Genomic DNA, 14,739 nt, shown 5'->3' with positions numbered 1-14,739 from the left:
TAGTGTATAAACGTAACTAAACCGGCCTTGACTGATCCAAGACCGCTGACTTTATCAGGTATATCATGACCGAATCTTTTGCAGCCCTCTTTGAAGAAAGCGAATTAAACTTAAACGTTGAAAAGGGTGCAGTCATCCAAGGTGTTGTTGTAAACATCGATTCTGACTGGGTAACTGTTGACACTGGCCTTAAATCAGAAGGTATTGTTGACCGTGCAGAATTCTTAAATGACCAACGTGAGCTAGAAGTTCAAGTTGGTGATAATGTAGATGTTGTTGTTGAAGCACTTGACAACGGCATGGGTCAAACAGTTCTATCACGTGAAAAAGCGAAGCGTGCTGAAACTTGGACTAAACTTGAAAAAATCTTTGAAGATGGCGAAATCGTTACTGGTGTTATCTCTGGTAAAGTTAAAGGCGGTTTCACTGTTGACATCGGTCCTGTTCGTGCATTCTTACCAGGTTCATTGGTAGATACTCGTCCAATCCGTGACACAACTCACCTTGAAGGTAAAGAGTTAGAGTTCAAAGTAATCAAACTTGATGCTAAACGTAACAACGTTGTTGTATCTCGTCGTGCAGTAATGGAAGCTGAATCTTCAGCTGACCGTGAAGCATTACTTGCTCAACTTGAAGAAGGTCAAACAGTTACAGGTACAATTAAAAACCTTACTGACTACGGCGCTTTCGTTGATCTTGGCGGTATTGATGGTCTTCTTCACATTACAGATATGGCTTGGAAACGTATCAAGCATCCTTCTGAAGTTGTTGAAGTTGGTCAAGAAGTTACAGTTAAAGTACTTAAGTTTGACCGCGAGCGTAACCGTGTATCACTAGGTCTTAAACAACTTGGTGAAGATCCATGGTTAGCAATCATGAGCCGTTACCCTAAAGGTTCAATTGTTAAAGCACGTGTAACTAACTTAACTGACTACGGTTGCTTTGCTGAAATTGCTGAAGGTGTAGAAGGTCTTGTACACGTTTCAGAAATGGATCACACAAACAAAAACATCCACCCATCTAAAGTTGTTCAGATTGGTGATGAAGTTGATGTTATGGTTCTTGAAGTTGATGAAGAACGTCGTCGCATTTCTCTTGGTATTAAACAAACTCGTGCTAACCCATGGGAAGAGTTTGCTAAGAACCATGACAAAGGTGAGAAAGTTTCTGGTACGATTAAATCTATCACTGACTTCGGTATCTTCATCGGTCTACCAGGTGGTATCGATGGTCTAGTTCACTTATCTGACATTTCTTGGAACGAGCAAGGCGAAGAAGCTATTCGTCGTTACAAGAAAGGTGACACTGTTGAAGCAGTTATTCTTTCTGTAGATGCTGAAGGTAACCGTATCAGCTTAGGTATCAAGCAGTTAAATAGCGATCCATTCAATGACTTCCTGGCTACAAACGAACGTGGTGCGTTGGTTAAAGGTACAATCACTGCAGTTGATGCACGTGGCGCTACTGTTAAACTAGCTGACGAAGTTGAAGCTCAATTGAAAGCTTCTGAAATCAACCATGATCGCGTTGAAGATGCAACTAAACTTCTAGAAGTTGGTCAAGAAGTTGAAGCTAAAATTGTAAACGTTGACCGTAAGTCACGTACAATTAACCTTTCTGTTAAAGCGAAAGATGAAGCTGAACAACGTGAGGCTGTTGCTAACTTACGCCAAACTAATTCGTCTCAAGACAAAGGTCCTAAGACAATTGGTGACTTAATTAAAGCACAAATGAAGTAATTCAAAAAAGTTGATATTAGTGTAACTAATTGATACTTTATTGGTTAATTACTGTAAACGGTAGTGTAGTATAGACTTACTACGCTACCGTTTTGTATTTAAACAGGTTATTATAAACTTACAAATAAAAGTCGCTAGAAATCAATGAGGTCATAGATGACTATAGAAGCACTAAATAAATCTGATTTAATACAACGAATTGCTTTAAAAAACCCCCATCTTGCAGAACCTTTGGTGGAGGAAGCGGTTAAGATCATGATTGATCAAATGATCGATACATTATCCTCTGATAATCGTATAGAAATTCGTGGTTTTGGCAGTTTTGCATTACATCACCGTGATCCTCGTGTTGGGCGTAATCCTAAAACAGGTAAGTCTGTTGAAGTTGCTGCAAAGGCTGTACCACACTTTAAGCCAGGAAAAGCCCTAAGAGATGCAGTAAATGATTCTCTAAATAACTAAAATTTAAAATAAGCATGGTGAAATTATGATGCGCTTTATACTAATTATTTTATTGATCGTCATATTTGCATACTCTTTGGGGCTTGTTCTTATAAATAGTACACCTGTTACTGTGGATTTATGGTTTACCCATGATATTCCTGAAATGCGCTTAGGGTTACTTGTTTTAATTACATTAGCGCTAGGTGTTGCAATTGGCTTGTTGCTTGGTGTTCAAGTATTCCGAGTTTTTCAGAACCGTTGGGAAATTAAACGCTTGCATAAAGAAATTGAACGTTTAAGAAAAGAGCAAATTGAAATTGCAAAAACTGCCGCAGCAGATGCAGTTGCTCAAACTCGACATGAAAAAACTGTATTAGATATTAACTCAAACAATCAAAGCCCATTATAATGGGCTTTGATATTATTTAGTTAGGGCTAAACCTTTGAGTATTATTGTTGCCTTAGATGCAAAAAGTGAAAAAGATGCTTTAACGTTAGCAGATCAGCTTGACCCTCAGCTTTGCCGATTAAAAGTTGGCAAGGAGCTATTTACACATGAAGGGCCACAGGTTGTTAAATCACTTCATCAACGTGGTTTTGATGTATTCCTAGATTTAAAGTTTCATGACATTCCAAATACAACGGCGCAAGCTGTTTGTGCAGCTGCTGATTTGGGTGTGTGGATGGTTAATGTTCATGCATCAGGTGGCCGAAAAATGATGGAAACCTGTGTTGAGCGTTTAAAAAATGGTAATTACCAAACACAGCTTATTGCTGTGACCGTGCTTACTTCTATGGAACAAGAAGATTTAAGAGAAATAGGTTTAGATGTTAATCCTATGGATCATGTAAGACGTTTAGCACGACTTACAAAAGATTCAGGTTTAGATGGTGTAGTATGCTCTGCACAGGAAGCAACTTTTTTACATGATGAACTTGGTTCAGATTTTTCATTGGTTACACCTGGAATTCGTCCTGTAGGTACAAATACAGATGATCAAAAAAGAATTGTTACGCCAAAGCAAGCCATAGAAAATGGTGCTACACATTTAGTAATTGGTCGTCCTATTACTCAGTCAGAAAATCCAGGGCAGACTTTGGTAAACATACTAAATTCTATTGCCTGAGGTAGATTGTTAAGCCCACTTTTATGTGGGCTTTTTAGACAATGGATTGTTTAATTTAAAGAATTGATTTATGAAAATATTATCCCCTATAGCTTGTTATGAGGATGCAATTGCATCAGGGCTGTTTATTGCAGATGAAGCACAAGAAAATGCAGTAAAAGCACTTGATATTGTATGGCATCAACTTATAGAACAAGAAAATACATCTAAAAGCTTCTTTTCTTTCTTTAAGAAAAAAAGTTATCCAATGGGTGTGTATATGTGGGGAGGTGTAGGGAGAGGAAAAACTTGGCTAATGGATCGTTTTTTTGAAACATTACCATTAGAGAAAAAAATAAGATTACATTTTCATCATTTTATGCAGTATGTTCATAAAGAACTTCATAAACATACGGGAAAACAGAACCCTTTGGATATTGTGGCAGATCAAATTCATAATGATGCGACAGTGATTTGTTTTGATGAATTTTTTGTATCTAATGTACCCGATGCAATGATCCTTAGTGATCTGTTTCAGAAGCTTTTTCAACGGGGATTAACACTGATTGCAACATCAAATATTGCACCTGATGGGTTATATAAGGATGGATTGCACAGAGATAGATTTTTACCAACGATTGAAATGGTGAAAAGCAACTGCCATATCCTTAACGTAGATGCTGGCGTAGATTATAGATTGAGAATACTTAAACAAGCACAATTATTTAAGACTCCATTAAATGAAGAATCTAAACTGTGGATTCAAGAAAGGTTTAATGCATTAACACAGTCACAAAAAGAATCAAATGAAGTCATAGAAATAAATAATCGTCAAGTAAAAACACTTGGCTTAAGTGATGATGTATTATGGTGTCACTTTTCTGAGCTATGTTTGCAGCCTAGAAGTCCATCTGATTTTATCGAAATTGCAAATAGATATAAAACAGTTTTATTAAGTGATGTACCTCATTTAACTGATAATTTGAATGATGCAACAAGAAGATTTATTTATTTAGTTGATGAATTCTATGATCGAGGTGTTAAGTTATTATTAACTTCGGATGATTCAATTATTAATTTGTATCAGGGGGAAAAGCTTGCATTTGAGATTGAAAGAACACGATCTAGATTATTAGAAATGCAGTCTGATGACTACTTAAATGCCACACATAAAGTAGGCTAACATAAGCTATTTAGAGTTTTTTACGATTAAATTTAGGGTTTCGGTATTTTTTTAATGTGTGCTAATTTTAAACCAATTACATGCTTGCAGATAGAAGAACTTGGGTTGCCAGCAATTACGTTCCCGTATCCTGATGAAGTATATCCGATGGGTGAGTTGCCATTTTTATTCCATTCAGGTCGTGGCTTTGAGTGGAGAGAAGTACTATTTGGTTTAGTCCCTAAATGGGCAACATATGAACAAATTGCTAAGAAGACATATAATGCTCGGCAAGAAACCTTATTGCAAAAACCGAGTTTTCAACAGGCTTTGCAACGTAATAAGTTTGGCGTTATTCCCGTTACTGAATTTTATGAAAGTAAATATATAGATGGAAAAGCTCAGAGATGGGGTGTAAGACGTAAAGATGGGCAAGCTTTTTTTATTGCAGCACTTTATGAAATATGTCAAATAAATGAAAAGATTATACGATCTAGCACAATGCTCACTATGGATGCTATAGACCATCCAATGATGAAAGATTTTCATGAGCCGGGAAATGTAAAGCGATCCGTCATTGTTATTCCACATCATCGTCTCTATGAATGGCTTACATTAAAGACTATAAATATTTCAAGCTTTATAGAAGGATTTCCCGTAAATGAGTTTGAGTGTTCACATGTACCAAAAGAAAAAATAGTGAAAGAAACACCTCAATTGAATATGTTTGGTTAGAATTTTTTCATTACTACAGATTCAACGGTATAGCTTGCAACATCTGAAATATTTTCTAAAAATGTATTAAGTTCTGTATGTGTAAAGTGACTGATAATTATATAACATGCATGACCAGAAGTTTTATCAAATGATTGAATCTTTTGGTTGGAATATATCTTTTCTTCTAATTCTTTGGATAATGGCGATTTTAGAAAAATCCTAATAAACTGCTGCTCAGAAGCATGAATTTGTATTGTATATTTTTCAATAATACCAATATCTATTAAGCGTTGTACTCTAGCACCTACAGCTTGCCCAGTACGATGCACCTGCTCGCCTAGTTCTTTATGTGTTAATCGCGAGTCTTGCGATATAATTTAAATATAGGTGGTAAAGCAATTATTGTTGAAAAGCAATATCCAAATAGCTTTTTTAAAACGAACTTACTTGAAATTTTAAAAGCTCATGAGATAGAAACACTAGTAATTACAGGTATGATGACACATATGTGTATTGACTCGACAACAAGGGCAGCCAAAGAATATGGTTTTAATAATTTACTTATTCATGATGCAACTGCAACAAGAGATTTAGTGAGTCCTAATGGTAAAAAAGTTCAAGCAATAGATGTACAAACTGCTTATTTATGCGCTTTAATGAATTTTTCTAAGATTTTGTCTACGAATAAATTTTTAGAAAATGAATAAGTTTCTTTTTAAGGTAAGAAGAACATCATAAATATTATATTTAAGATTATCTAAATAATTAACTCCACAAAAAACTCATTTTATGCTTTTTATGTGGGGTTAAAGTTAAGTTTATCTAAATAATAATGAATTTTTTTAAACATAAAAATGATAAAAATTACAACACAGTAAAATTATAAAACATATTCTAAGCAATTGGACTCACATTATTCGAATATTATTTATTCATGAAATAATAATGGATGATTCAAAATGAATAAATTTGATATACATGCACAACAACAAGAATTGCCAGGAAGTGATGAACAGTTAAAACCTCATGCAGAGTTTATTCATGAAAGCTACTTGGGTAGCCATAAGCTACAGGGAAAAGTTGCACTTATTACAGGAGGTGATAGCGGTATTGGTCGCTCGGTTGCCTTACATTTTGCGAAAGAAGGTGCAACAGTTGCTATTACATGTCTAGACACAGAGGTAGAGAAAAAAGATGCTGAATGGGTAAAATCATGGATTGAAGATATAGGAGGTAATTGTAAAATTTACCCTGTCGATTTAAGAAGTAGTGAAGCATGTAAAAAACTTATACAAGATGTATTATTGGATTTCAAAAAAATAAATATTTTGGTAAATAATGCAGGAACACAATTCCCTAATGAAGATTTAGCGACACTTTCTGATGAGCAGTGGCTTGATACTTTTGCCATTAATATTCATGCCATATTCTATTTAACAAAAGCCCTTTTACCACAGCTTTCTGCTGGCGATACAATCATTAATACAGCATCAGTCAATGCATATGTTGGACCAAAAGCACTTGTTGATTATTCAGCAACAAAAGGTGCAATTATTTCCTTTACGCGTGCTCTGTCAAACCAAGTCGTGAGCAGAGGTATTCGGGTAAATGCTGTTGCGCCGGGTCCTGTTTGGACACCATTACAGCCTGCAACATGGGGACAAGTCGACCCCGAAAGTATGGAAAACTTTGGTTCTGATACACCAATTGGACGTTGTGGTCAGCCGAGTGAGTTAGGGCCTGCATATGTGTTTTTAGCAAGCCAAGATTCATCATTTATTTCGGGTCAAACGATTCATCCAAATGGCGGTATGATGGTAGGTGGTTAATTATAAAACTATAAAAATAACAGGATGAGAGTGATGAAACTACTGACGAAAGTAAGGCATAGCTGGTTAAATCAAACTGCACATATTGATTGGTTAAAGATGCAGACACTGAATTTACTTGATTTTTATCAGGATGCACAGTGTCAATATGGTGGGTTTGTTGATTTAGACCGTTATGGTTTACCATTACATCAACGCCCAAATACGCTGAATACGGCAAGATTCACTTATTGTTATTCACTTGCTGCGATTCGAGGTTATGCTGGAAGTGTAGAGCTTGCTGAGTGGGGGGTGAAAAGTCTAAATGAACATTTATTTGACCATAAGCATGGTGGATGGCTTTCGTCTTTAGCTGATGAGAGTCCTAATGATCGTAAAAAGTCATATTTGCATGCATTTGTTTTATTGGCTGCAAATAGCGCAAAACAAGCAAATATTGCAGGTGCAGATGCGCTTTTTGATAAAGCAGTAAATATTTTTAATGAATATTTTTGGTCAGAAGCTGAAAATTGTGTTTTAGAAAGCTATGCACCAGATTGGTCTGATCTAGAAAACTATCGTGGTGCAAATTGTAATATGCATTCTTTAGAAATGTTTATGCAACTTGCAATTACAACGCAAGATTCAAATTGGCTTAAAAAGTCACTTGCGATTGTAGAAAGAATTATTCATGAACATGCAAAGAATCATGATTATAGCGTAGTTGAGCATTTTGATGAAAAATGGAAACCAAATTATGAGTTTAATAAAGATAAACTTATTGATGATTTTAGGCCTTATGGTGTGACACCAGGACATGGTTTTGAATGGTGTCATTTGCTTATTAATTTAGAACAAGGTCTTCATGCTATGGAGCTTGATGTACCTAATTGGTTACTTGAAGATGCTCAGGGACTTTTTGATACAGCATGGAAAAATGGTTGGCAAGAGAAGCCACATCGTGGAATTATTTATACGTATGACTGGAAAAGCGAACCTGTAGTAAAAGAGCGGTTGCACTGGGTACATGCCGAAGCAGCAGTTGCTTCAGCAACACTCATGAAACGGTTAAATGATGAAAAATATGAGGTCTATTATCGAAAAATTATAGGCTATATTCATCATACTTTAGTTGATGAAAAACATGGAAGTTGGTTTCAAGATTTAGATAAGCGTAATAACATTTCCAATTTAATTTGGAATGGAAAGCCAGATTTATATCATGCATTTCTTATGACGCTTAAATTACCAATGCTACTCGACCAAGTATTACTACAGCAACTTCAGCCTGTAAAAATTAAATAGATTGAATATTTTCTTCGCTTAGACTCTCAACGAGATAGTCTATAAATACGCGAACAGCAGGAAGCATGCCTCTACGTGAGGCATACACTGCATGTAAAATACCATGATGAACCTTCCAATCACATAGTAAACGTACTAGCTCACCACTTTTAACAAATTCTTGAGTAATTGAGTTTGGTAATAAAGAAATTCCAGATCCTTGTCTTGTAAGCTCACGTAACATAAGCAGATCTGAAGCCATAACTATTGGGTTTACTTTAATTTTAACAGGAATTTGTTGATCATTATAAAGTATCATGTGTTGATCTGTATGTTCATCTGACATACTTAAAATTCTATGTTGGCTTAGCTCTTCAGGATTTTTTATATTTCCAAACTCGTTTAAATATGCTTGGCTAGCAAATAAATGTAATTCTTCTCTTGAAAGTTGTCGGGCAATTAAATTCGGATCATCATCTATGTTAGCACGCACACGTAGTGCAACATCAATATTTTCATTAATAATATCTACACGACGATTACTTACTATCATTTGTAAGCGAATTTCAGGATATTGCTTGAGAAATTGAGGCAAAATTTTTGAAAATGCATTTTGTGCAATAGAAACAGGTACACTGACACGTACAATACCTCTTGGTTTAACACTAAGATGATCTACCATGTCGTGTGCTGCTTGCGCTGCATTGAGCATTGTTTGAGCATGGTGGTAGACGTTTAAACCAATTTCAGTCACGGTAAATTGTCGTGAGCTTCTTTGAATTAAGCGAACACCTAGATTTTCTTCAAGGTTATGAACACGGCGACTAAGTTTGGATTTTGGAATGTCTGTAGCACGCTCTGCTGCACTAAAACCACCGTGTTCGACGACTAAAGCAAAACAATAAAAGTCGTCTAAATCGCTCAACATGGGGTAGGCCTTTTTAATATTTTAACAATATAAGAACGATAAATGTTCTAGGTATTAAATACAATATCTATACTCCTGCAAGTAATATCTCCTGTACTTTTTGATATTCTTGTAAGCGTTTTTTATCTCGAAGTGTAGGGTTTTTTATACGAGTTAAATCCATATTATCAGCAATATCTGCTAACTTAACTTCACGTGCAATCGTATTTTTTACAGTACGAAAAGCAGCCTCTATTCGACTTTCATTATTTTTTTTGGTGAGTGCAAGAACAGCATCAATAATATGAGGTGCAAAACCTAGAGAGATTAGATCAACAACTGTAGTATCTGTATCTTCAAGTACATCGTGTAAGACAGCCACAATTCTTTGATCATCATCTTTCATTTTTAACATAATACGAAGAGGATGAAGAATATAGGCTTGTCCTGCTTTGTCTGTTTGCCCTGCATGTTTCTTTGTTGCCAAAGCAATGGCTTTTTCTAGATTGGCCATTGGGTATCCTTTAAAAACGAATTTGATGAATAGGGTTTAAGGTTTAATGCGTAGAATCTATACCTCATACATGAAAATTGCAATGCAGTGACCATGAAAATATCTTACAATATTTTACAAAGTGTTTAATTAGATGAGAAATGAACTTTAAATTAAAGGAATTAGACAGCGCAACAGAAAATGTGTTTTGTCCTATATGTAACCATATTGCGTTGAACTGGTCAGAAGAACAGTATATTCAGCCTTGTGAGCATACAGCATTTATAGCGCTAGATTTAGGTTTTGAATATGTTGCTGATTTTTTTGAAGATGAAATGCAGTCTAGTGTAGATGAAATTCATGATCAATCACTCAATGTATTTGATGCTATAACAACAGCACATTGTAGTTTAACAATCTATAAAATGCCTTTAGGGGTAGCACATTATAACCGTTATGTTGGTTTTGTAATGTAGCGAACGGATGCTCGCTACATTTGCTAATGATTAAACCAGTTTTGCATCTAATAAAATTTCTGCATTGAATAGTCTTGAAACAGGACAGCCTTCTTTCGTTGCCGTTGCAATTTTTTGGAAGGTTTCATCATCAAGGTCTTTCACTTTAACATGACTTGTCAGGTGTACTTGTCGAATAAAAAAGCCTTTTTCATCTTTAGATAAAGTTACGGCAGCTTCTGTATCAATTGCATCTGCTGTAAAACCTGCTTCTCCAAGCTGTAACGAAAGTGCCATTGAGAAGCATGCTGAATGTGCAGCACCAATAATTTCTTCAGGGTTTGTTCCTACTTTATCTTCAAAGCGTGTATTGAAACCATAAGGTTGCTGAGAAAGTGCACCACTTTCAGTAGATACTGTACCTTTACCTTCTTTGATTGATCCTTCCCAATGTGCAGAACCTTTTTTAATAATATCAACCATTTTTATTGTCCTTAGTTGTTTGTGTTGAGGTGAAAATATAATCTACCATTTTGGATGGTTTGGCATGTGATAAGCCAGTTTTGTTTTTGTTTTAATTTGTTTATCTTTATCTATAGGCTTTAATCTTGATTTATTGATGATTTAGGCATTATCAATAATGTGAAAACAGGCTAAAATGCAAGATATAGCCTTAATAATGATTACTTGGAGTAATGCGTGGAGCGATTGACTATTCTTCCTGAAAACTTAACAGAAGCTGCTGAAAATTTAACAACAATTCGAGATTTCATCCGTTTTGGTGTAACAGCTTTACGTCAATACGATGCGCACTTAGGTCAAGGTACAGAAGATTTTTTTGCAGAAAGCTCTGCTTTAGTATTGCAAACATTGGCATTAGATTGGGAAGCAAATAACGAAATTCTAGATGCAAAACTTTTACCAAGTGAAAAAGCACAATTTTTAGAGTTACTTGCACGCCGTATTAATGATCGTATTCCAACATCATATTTGCTTAATCTGGCTTACTTTTGTAATAAACCATTTTATGTAGATGGAAGAGTACTTATTCCTCGTTCACCAATTGCAGAATTAATTAATCAGCGTTTTGCACCTTATTGTTTAGATGAAACAGGTAATATGCGTGAAGCGTTAAATGCACTACCGACGTCAGACACGCCAAAAAAACCACAGCGTATTTTAGATATGTGTACTGGTTCGGGTTGTATTGCAATTGCTTTAGCATATGCATATCCTGAAGCAGATGTTGATGCAACGGATATCTCGAGAGATGCACTTGAAGTTGCAGCATTAAACGTTGAACATCACAATATGCAGTATCAAGTTGCACTATTAGAGTCGGATTTATTTAGTAAAATTCCTGCTGAAAACCAATATGATTTAATTGTTACAAATCCACCTTATGTTGATGCTGAAGATATGGCGGATTTACCTGAAGAGTTTTTATATGAGCCTGAGCTAGCACTCGCTGCTGGGCAAGATGGTTTAGACTTGGTACGTAAGATGTTAGCAGAAGCAGCTGACTATCTTACAGAAGATGGGCTTATTGTGATTGAGGTTGGTAATTCTGAGTGGGCAATGCGCCAAAACTTTAATACAGTAGACTTTCATTGGTTAGAATTTCAAAAAGGCGGTTCTGGTATTTTTGCATTAACTGCTGATCAATGTCGCCGTTATAAGAAAATTTTTCAGGATGCTGTAGGAATTTAAAGGAAAGTAGTAATGGCTGGAAATTCAATAGGACAGTTATTTCGTGTAACCACCTGTGGTGAGTCACATGGTTTAGGTTTAATGGCCATAGTCGATGGCGTACCTCCTGGTATTACTTTATCTGAAGCAGATTTACAAAAGGACTTAGATCGCCGTAAACCTGGTACTTCAAAGTTTGCAACACAGCGTAAAGAACCTGATCAAGTGAAAATTATTTCAGGTGTTTTTGAGGGTAAGACGACAGGCACATCTATTGGCTTGCTTATTGAAAATACTGACCAAAAATCAAAAGATTATGGCAATATTGCGCAAACGTTTAGACCGGGTCATGCAGATTATACCTACACACAAAAGTATGGTTTTAGAGACTACCGTGGCGGTGGGCGTTCAAGTGCGCGTGAAACTGCAATGCGTGTTGCTGCAGGTGCTATTGCCAAGAAGTATTTAGCTGAAAAGTTTAATATCGTTATTCGAGGTCATGTTACTCAAATAGGAAATGAGCTTGCTCATCAGTTAGATTGGTCTGAAGTTGAAAATAATCCATTTTTTTGTGGTGATGTTAATGCTGTTCCAAGATTTGAGAAATTAGTAACATCTTTACGTGAACAAGGTACAAGTTGTGGTGCTAAACTTGAAGTGATTGCTGAAAATGTACCTGTTGGTTGGGGTGAGCCTGTTTTTGATCGTTTAGACGCAGATTTGGCACATGCATTAATGAGTATTAATGCTGTAAAAGGTGTTGAAATTGGGGATGGTTTTGCGGTTGCAGGGCAGTTTGGTCATGAAAGTCGTGATGAACTAACATCAAGTGGTTTCTTAGCAAATCATGCAGGTGGAATACTTGGAGGTATTTCTTCTGGGCAGAAGATTCGTGCAGCAATTGCTTTAAAACCAACAGCAAGTATTACCACTGAAGGTAAAACAATTAATTTACAAAGAGAAGATACGGATGTTTTAACAAAAGGGCGTCATGATCCTTGTGTTGGTGTCCGTGCAACTCCTATTGCTGAAGCAATGATGGCGATTGTTCTTATGGATCATTTTTTACGTCATCGTGCGCAGAATGCGGATGTGATTGCACCATTTGAACCTATTTAATCTATATTGTGTGAATAAAAGCCTCAAATGAGGCTTTTATTTTTCTTACCGTTTGGCTGAATTAATAAATATTAAGCAAATAAGAAAAAATAATGTTTTCTTTGATGGGAAAAACTGTTAAATATAAAAATAAAGTGCCTTAAAAACTTGGAGTTATAAATGAAAACAATCGTGAAGTATATTGTACTCAAAAGTAAGGAATATCAACTAGGTAGCCAATTACCTGAAGTTGAACTGAATGAGTCAGCGGATTATTTTGATCATATACCAGATATTATCGAACATCAGAATCATAAATTTAAAGTACTTTCTAAAGAACTTAGCCGTAAAAAAACTTTAGATGATGATATTGAGGAGTTTCAACAGATAGTTATAAAAATGGTTGCTGTTGTTGCATAAAAAAAGAAGTGGCAAGCCACTTCTTTTTCACTTTAATCAGATTTTTTATCTGATACGGGTGCTTCTAATTGCTTCAAAAGATGTTTTTCAAGATAGTGAATATCCATAGCATCCTCACAAAAAGCTTCATCTTTTAAGATCAAATCTTTATGAAGAGGGATATTTGTTTTTACACCTGTCAAAATCATTTCATCGAGTGCTTGGCGCATACGAGCAATGGATGTTGCACGATCTTTACCATGTGAAATGAGTTTTGCAATCATTGAGTCATAATATGGTGGAATGCTGTATCCTGGATAGATATGAGAGTCTAAGCGGATACCAGCACCGCCCGGTGCATAGAATGTTTCAATTTTACCTGGAGAAGGCATAAATGTTGTTGGGTCTTCGGCATTGATACGACATTCGATTGCATGACCTTTAACTTCAACATCATCTTGTTGAATGCTTAAACCAAGTCCTGCAGCAACACGTAACTGTTGTTCGATAATATCTACACCAGTTACCATTTCTGTTACAGGGTGCTCAACTTGAACACGTGTATTCATTTCAATGAAGAAGAACTCGCCATCTTCAAATAAAAATTCAAATGTTCCTGCACCACGGTATTGCATGAGTTCACACGCATTCACACAAGCTTTTAAGATATCTGCACGCGCTTGTTCTGGAAGTCCAGGCGCAGGTGCTTCTTCTAAAACTTTTTGGTGACGGCGTTGTAGTGAGCAATCACGGTCATATAAATGAATTGCTTTACCATTACCATCTGCAAGTACTTGTACCTCTACATGGCGCGGCTTTTGTAAAAAGCGTTCCATATACACTGTATCATCACCAAACCACATTTCAGCATCACGCTGTGCAGCTTGTACAGACTCTAACAGTGTATCTATACGCTCTACAATACGCATACCACGACCACCACCACCAGAAGCTGCTTTTACAATAAGCGGGAAGCCAATTTTTGCAGCTTCTTCTTTTGCATTTGCAGGAGTAACTGCATGTTGTGAACCTGGTACAGTAGGTACGCCAGCTTTACGCATTGCCGTAATTGCTGAAACTTTGTTACCCATTAGGCGAATATGTTCAGGGCGAGGGCCAATGAATATATATCCTGAGCTTTCTACCATTTCTGCAAATTCGGCATTTTCAGATAAAAAGCCGTAACCTGGATGGATAGCGTCGGCACCTGTAACTTCAGCTGCTGTAAGTAGTGCAGGAATGTTTAAGTAACTTTCACTCGTTGCACCTGGGCCAATACAAACCGCTTCATCGACGAAGCGTAAATGCATGAGATCTTTATCTGCATTGGAATAAACGCCTACAGTTTTTATTCCAAGTGTTTTACAAGCACGTGTAATGCGTAGAGCAATTTCACCACGGTTTGCAATTAATACTTTTTGCAACATTATGACACTCC

General features: G+C 36.2%; 17 protein-coding genes and 1 pseudogene. 13 read left to right on the top strand and 5 right to left on the bottom strand.

The annotated features are described in order from the left end of the window. The first annotated feature begins 65 nt into the window (after positions 1-65). The 6 genes from rpsA to AC1MPL_RS08240 all read left to right on the top strand — a co-directional run bounded on the left by rpsA (position 66) and on the right by AC1MPL_RS08240 (position 5,186). Entirely contained in the window at positions 66-1,739 is a 1,674-nt protein-coding gene (rpsA, locus tag AC1MPL_RS08265; RefSeq protein ID WP_479765357.1) for a 30S ribosomal protein S1, read from the top strand. Between the two features lie 156 nt (positions 1,740-1,895). Next, entirely contained in the window at positions 1,896-2,201 is a 306-nt protein-coding gene (locus tag AC1MPL_RS08260; protein WP_479765356.1) for an integration host factor subunit beta, read from the top strand. 28 nt (positions 2,202-2,229) lie between these two features. After that, the gene (locus AC1MPL_RS08255) at positions 2,230-2,592 is read left to right on the top strand and encodes a LapA family protein (protein ID WP_023272082.1); all 363 of its coding nucleotides are present in this window, start codon (positions 2,230-2,232) and stop codon (positions 2,590-2,592) included. Between the two features lie 34 nt (positions 2,593-2,626). Next, entirely contained in the window at positions 2,627-3,310 is a 684-nt protein-coding gene (gene pyrF / locus AC1MPL_RS08250) for an orotidine-5'-phosphate decarboxylase (RefSeq protein ID WP_479765355.1), read from the top strand. A gap of 70 nt (positions 3,311-3,380) precedes the next feature. Then, positions 3,381-4,472, top strand: coding sequence for a cell division protein ZapE (zapE, locus tag AC1MPL_RS08245; RefSeq protein ID WP_479765354.1), 1,092 nt, complete (start codon positions 3,381-3,383; stop codon positions 4,470-4,472). A gap of 54 nt (positions 4,473-4,526) precedes the next feature. Then, positions 4,527-5,186 (top strand): SOS response-associated peptidase family protein, encoded by a 660-nt coding sequence (locus AC1MPL_RS08240; RefSeq protein WP_479765352.1) that lies wholly within the window; start codon positions 4,527-4,529, stop codon positions 5,184-5,186. Here AC1MPL_RS08240 and AC1MPL_RS08235 read toward each other — a convergent pair. Further along, on the bottom strand, positions 5,183-5,497 hold the full coding sequence (locus tag AC1MPL_RS08235; RefSeq protein ID WP_479765351.1) for an AsnC family protein: 315 nt from the start codon (positions 5,495-5,497) through the stop codon (positions 5,183-5,185). The two genes, AC1MPL_RS08240 and AC1MPL_RS08235, sit on opposite strands and share 4 nt — an antisense overlap. Positions 5,498-5,530: 33 nt before the next feature. Here AC1MPL_RS08235 and AC1MPL_RS08230 point away from each other — a divergent pair. The 3 genes and pseudogenes from AC1MPL_RS08230 to AC1MPL_RS08220 form a co-directional block, all read left to right on the top strand. Continuing rightward, a pseudogene (locus AC1MPL_RS08230) lies at positions 5,531-5,875 on the top strand (isochorismatase family protein); the annotation flags it as partial. Positions 5,876-6,127: 252 nt separating this feature from the next. Continuing rightward, positions 6,128-6,997: an SDR family oxidoreductase gene (locus tag AC1MPL_RS08225; RefSeq protein WP_479765350.1), complete on the top strand. Its 870-nt coding sequence runs from the start codon at positions 6,128-6,130 to the stop codon at positions 6,995-6,997. 33 nt (positions 6,998-7,030) lie between these two features. Continuing rightward, positions 7,031-8,281 (top strand): AGE family epimerase/isomerase, encoded by a 1,251-nt coding sequence (locus AC1MPL_RS08220; protein WP_479765348.1) that lies wholly within the window; start codon positions 7,031-7,033, stop codon positions 8,279-8,281. Here AC1MPL_RS08220 and AC1MPL_RS08215 read toward each other — a convergent pair. Continuing rightward, positions 8,274-9,188: a LysR substrate-binding domain-containing protein gene (locus AC1MPL_RS08215; protein WP_479765347.1), complete on the bottom strand. Its 915-nt coding sequence runs from the start codon at positions 9,186-9,188 to the stop codon at positions 8,274-8,276. The genes AC1MPL_RS08220 and AC1MPL_RS08215 overlap by 8 nt on opposite strands. A gap of 67 nt (positions 9,189-9,255) precedes the next feature. Beyond that, positions 9,256-9,681: an HD domain-containing protein gene (locus AC1MPL_RS08210; protein ID WP_479765346.1), complete on the bottom strand. Its 426-nt coding sequence runs from the start codon at positions 9,679-9,681 to the stop codon at positions 9,256-9,258. 140 nt (positions 9,682-9,821) lie between these two features. On the opposite strand from AC1MPL_RS08210, the gene AC1MPL_RS08205 reads away from it, so the two are divergent. Continuing rightward, positions 9,822-10,136, top strand: coding sequence for a hypothetical protein (locus tag AC1MPL_RS08205; RefSeq protein ID WP_479765344.1), 315 nt, complete (start codon positions 9,822-9,824; stop codon positions 10,134-10,136). A 30-nt stretch (positions 10,137-10,166) separates the two neighbouring features. Here the strand turns inward: AC1MPL_RS08205 and AC1MPL_RS08200 are convergent, their stop codons facing one another. Further along, entirely contained in the window at positions 10,167-10,598 is a 432-nt protein-coding gene (locus tag AC1MPL_RS08200; protein ID WP_479765342.1) for an OsmC family protein, read from the bottom strand. A gap of 216 nt (positions 10,599-10,814) precedes the next feature. Here AC1MPL_RS08200 and prmB point away from each other — a divergent pair, with 216 nt between their 5' ends. The 3 genes from prmB (at position 10,815) to AC1MPL_RS08185 (ending at position 13,322) form a co-directional block, all read left to right on the top strand. Beyond that, entirely contained in the window at positions 10,815-11,825 is a 1,011-nt protein-coding gene (prmB, locus tag AC1MPL_RS08195; RefSeq protein ID WP_479765340.1) for a 50S ribosomal protein L3 N(5)-glutamine methyltransferase, read from the top strand. Positions 11,826-11,837: 12 nt separating this feature from the next. Beyond that, positions 11,838-12,923, top strand: coding sequence for a chorismate synthase (aroC, locus tag AC1MPL_RS08190; protein ID WP_479765339.1), 1,086 nt, complete (start codon positions 11,838-11,840; stop codon positions 12,921-12,923). A gap of 159 nt (positions 12,924-13,082) precedes the next feature. Further along, a complete protein-coding gene (locus tag AC1MPL_RS08185; RefSeq protein ID WP_479765337.1) occupies positions 13,083-13,322 on the top strand; it encodes a hypothetical protein in 240 nt (79 codons plus the stop codon). A gap of 32 nt (positions 13,323-13,354) precedes the next feature. Here the strand turns inward: AC1MPL_RS08185 and accC are convergent, their stop codons facing one another. Further along, positions 13,355-14,728, bottom strand: a complete 1,374-nt coding sequence (gene accC / locus AC1MPL_RS08180) for an acetyl-CoA carboxylase biotin carboxylase subunit (RefSeq protein WP_479765335.1) — start codon at positions 14,726-14,728, stop codon at positions 13,355-13,357. Between the last annotated feature and the right edge of the window lie 11 nt (positions 14,729-14,739).

This window comes from Acinetobacter sp. N1-1 (genome assembly GCF_056711485.1).
The sequence above is the reverse complement of the archived record's forward strand: the minus strand, read 5'-3'. Positions and strand labels throughout refer to the sequence as shown.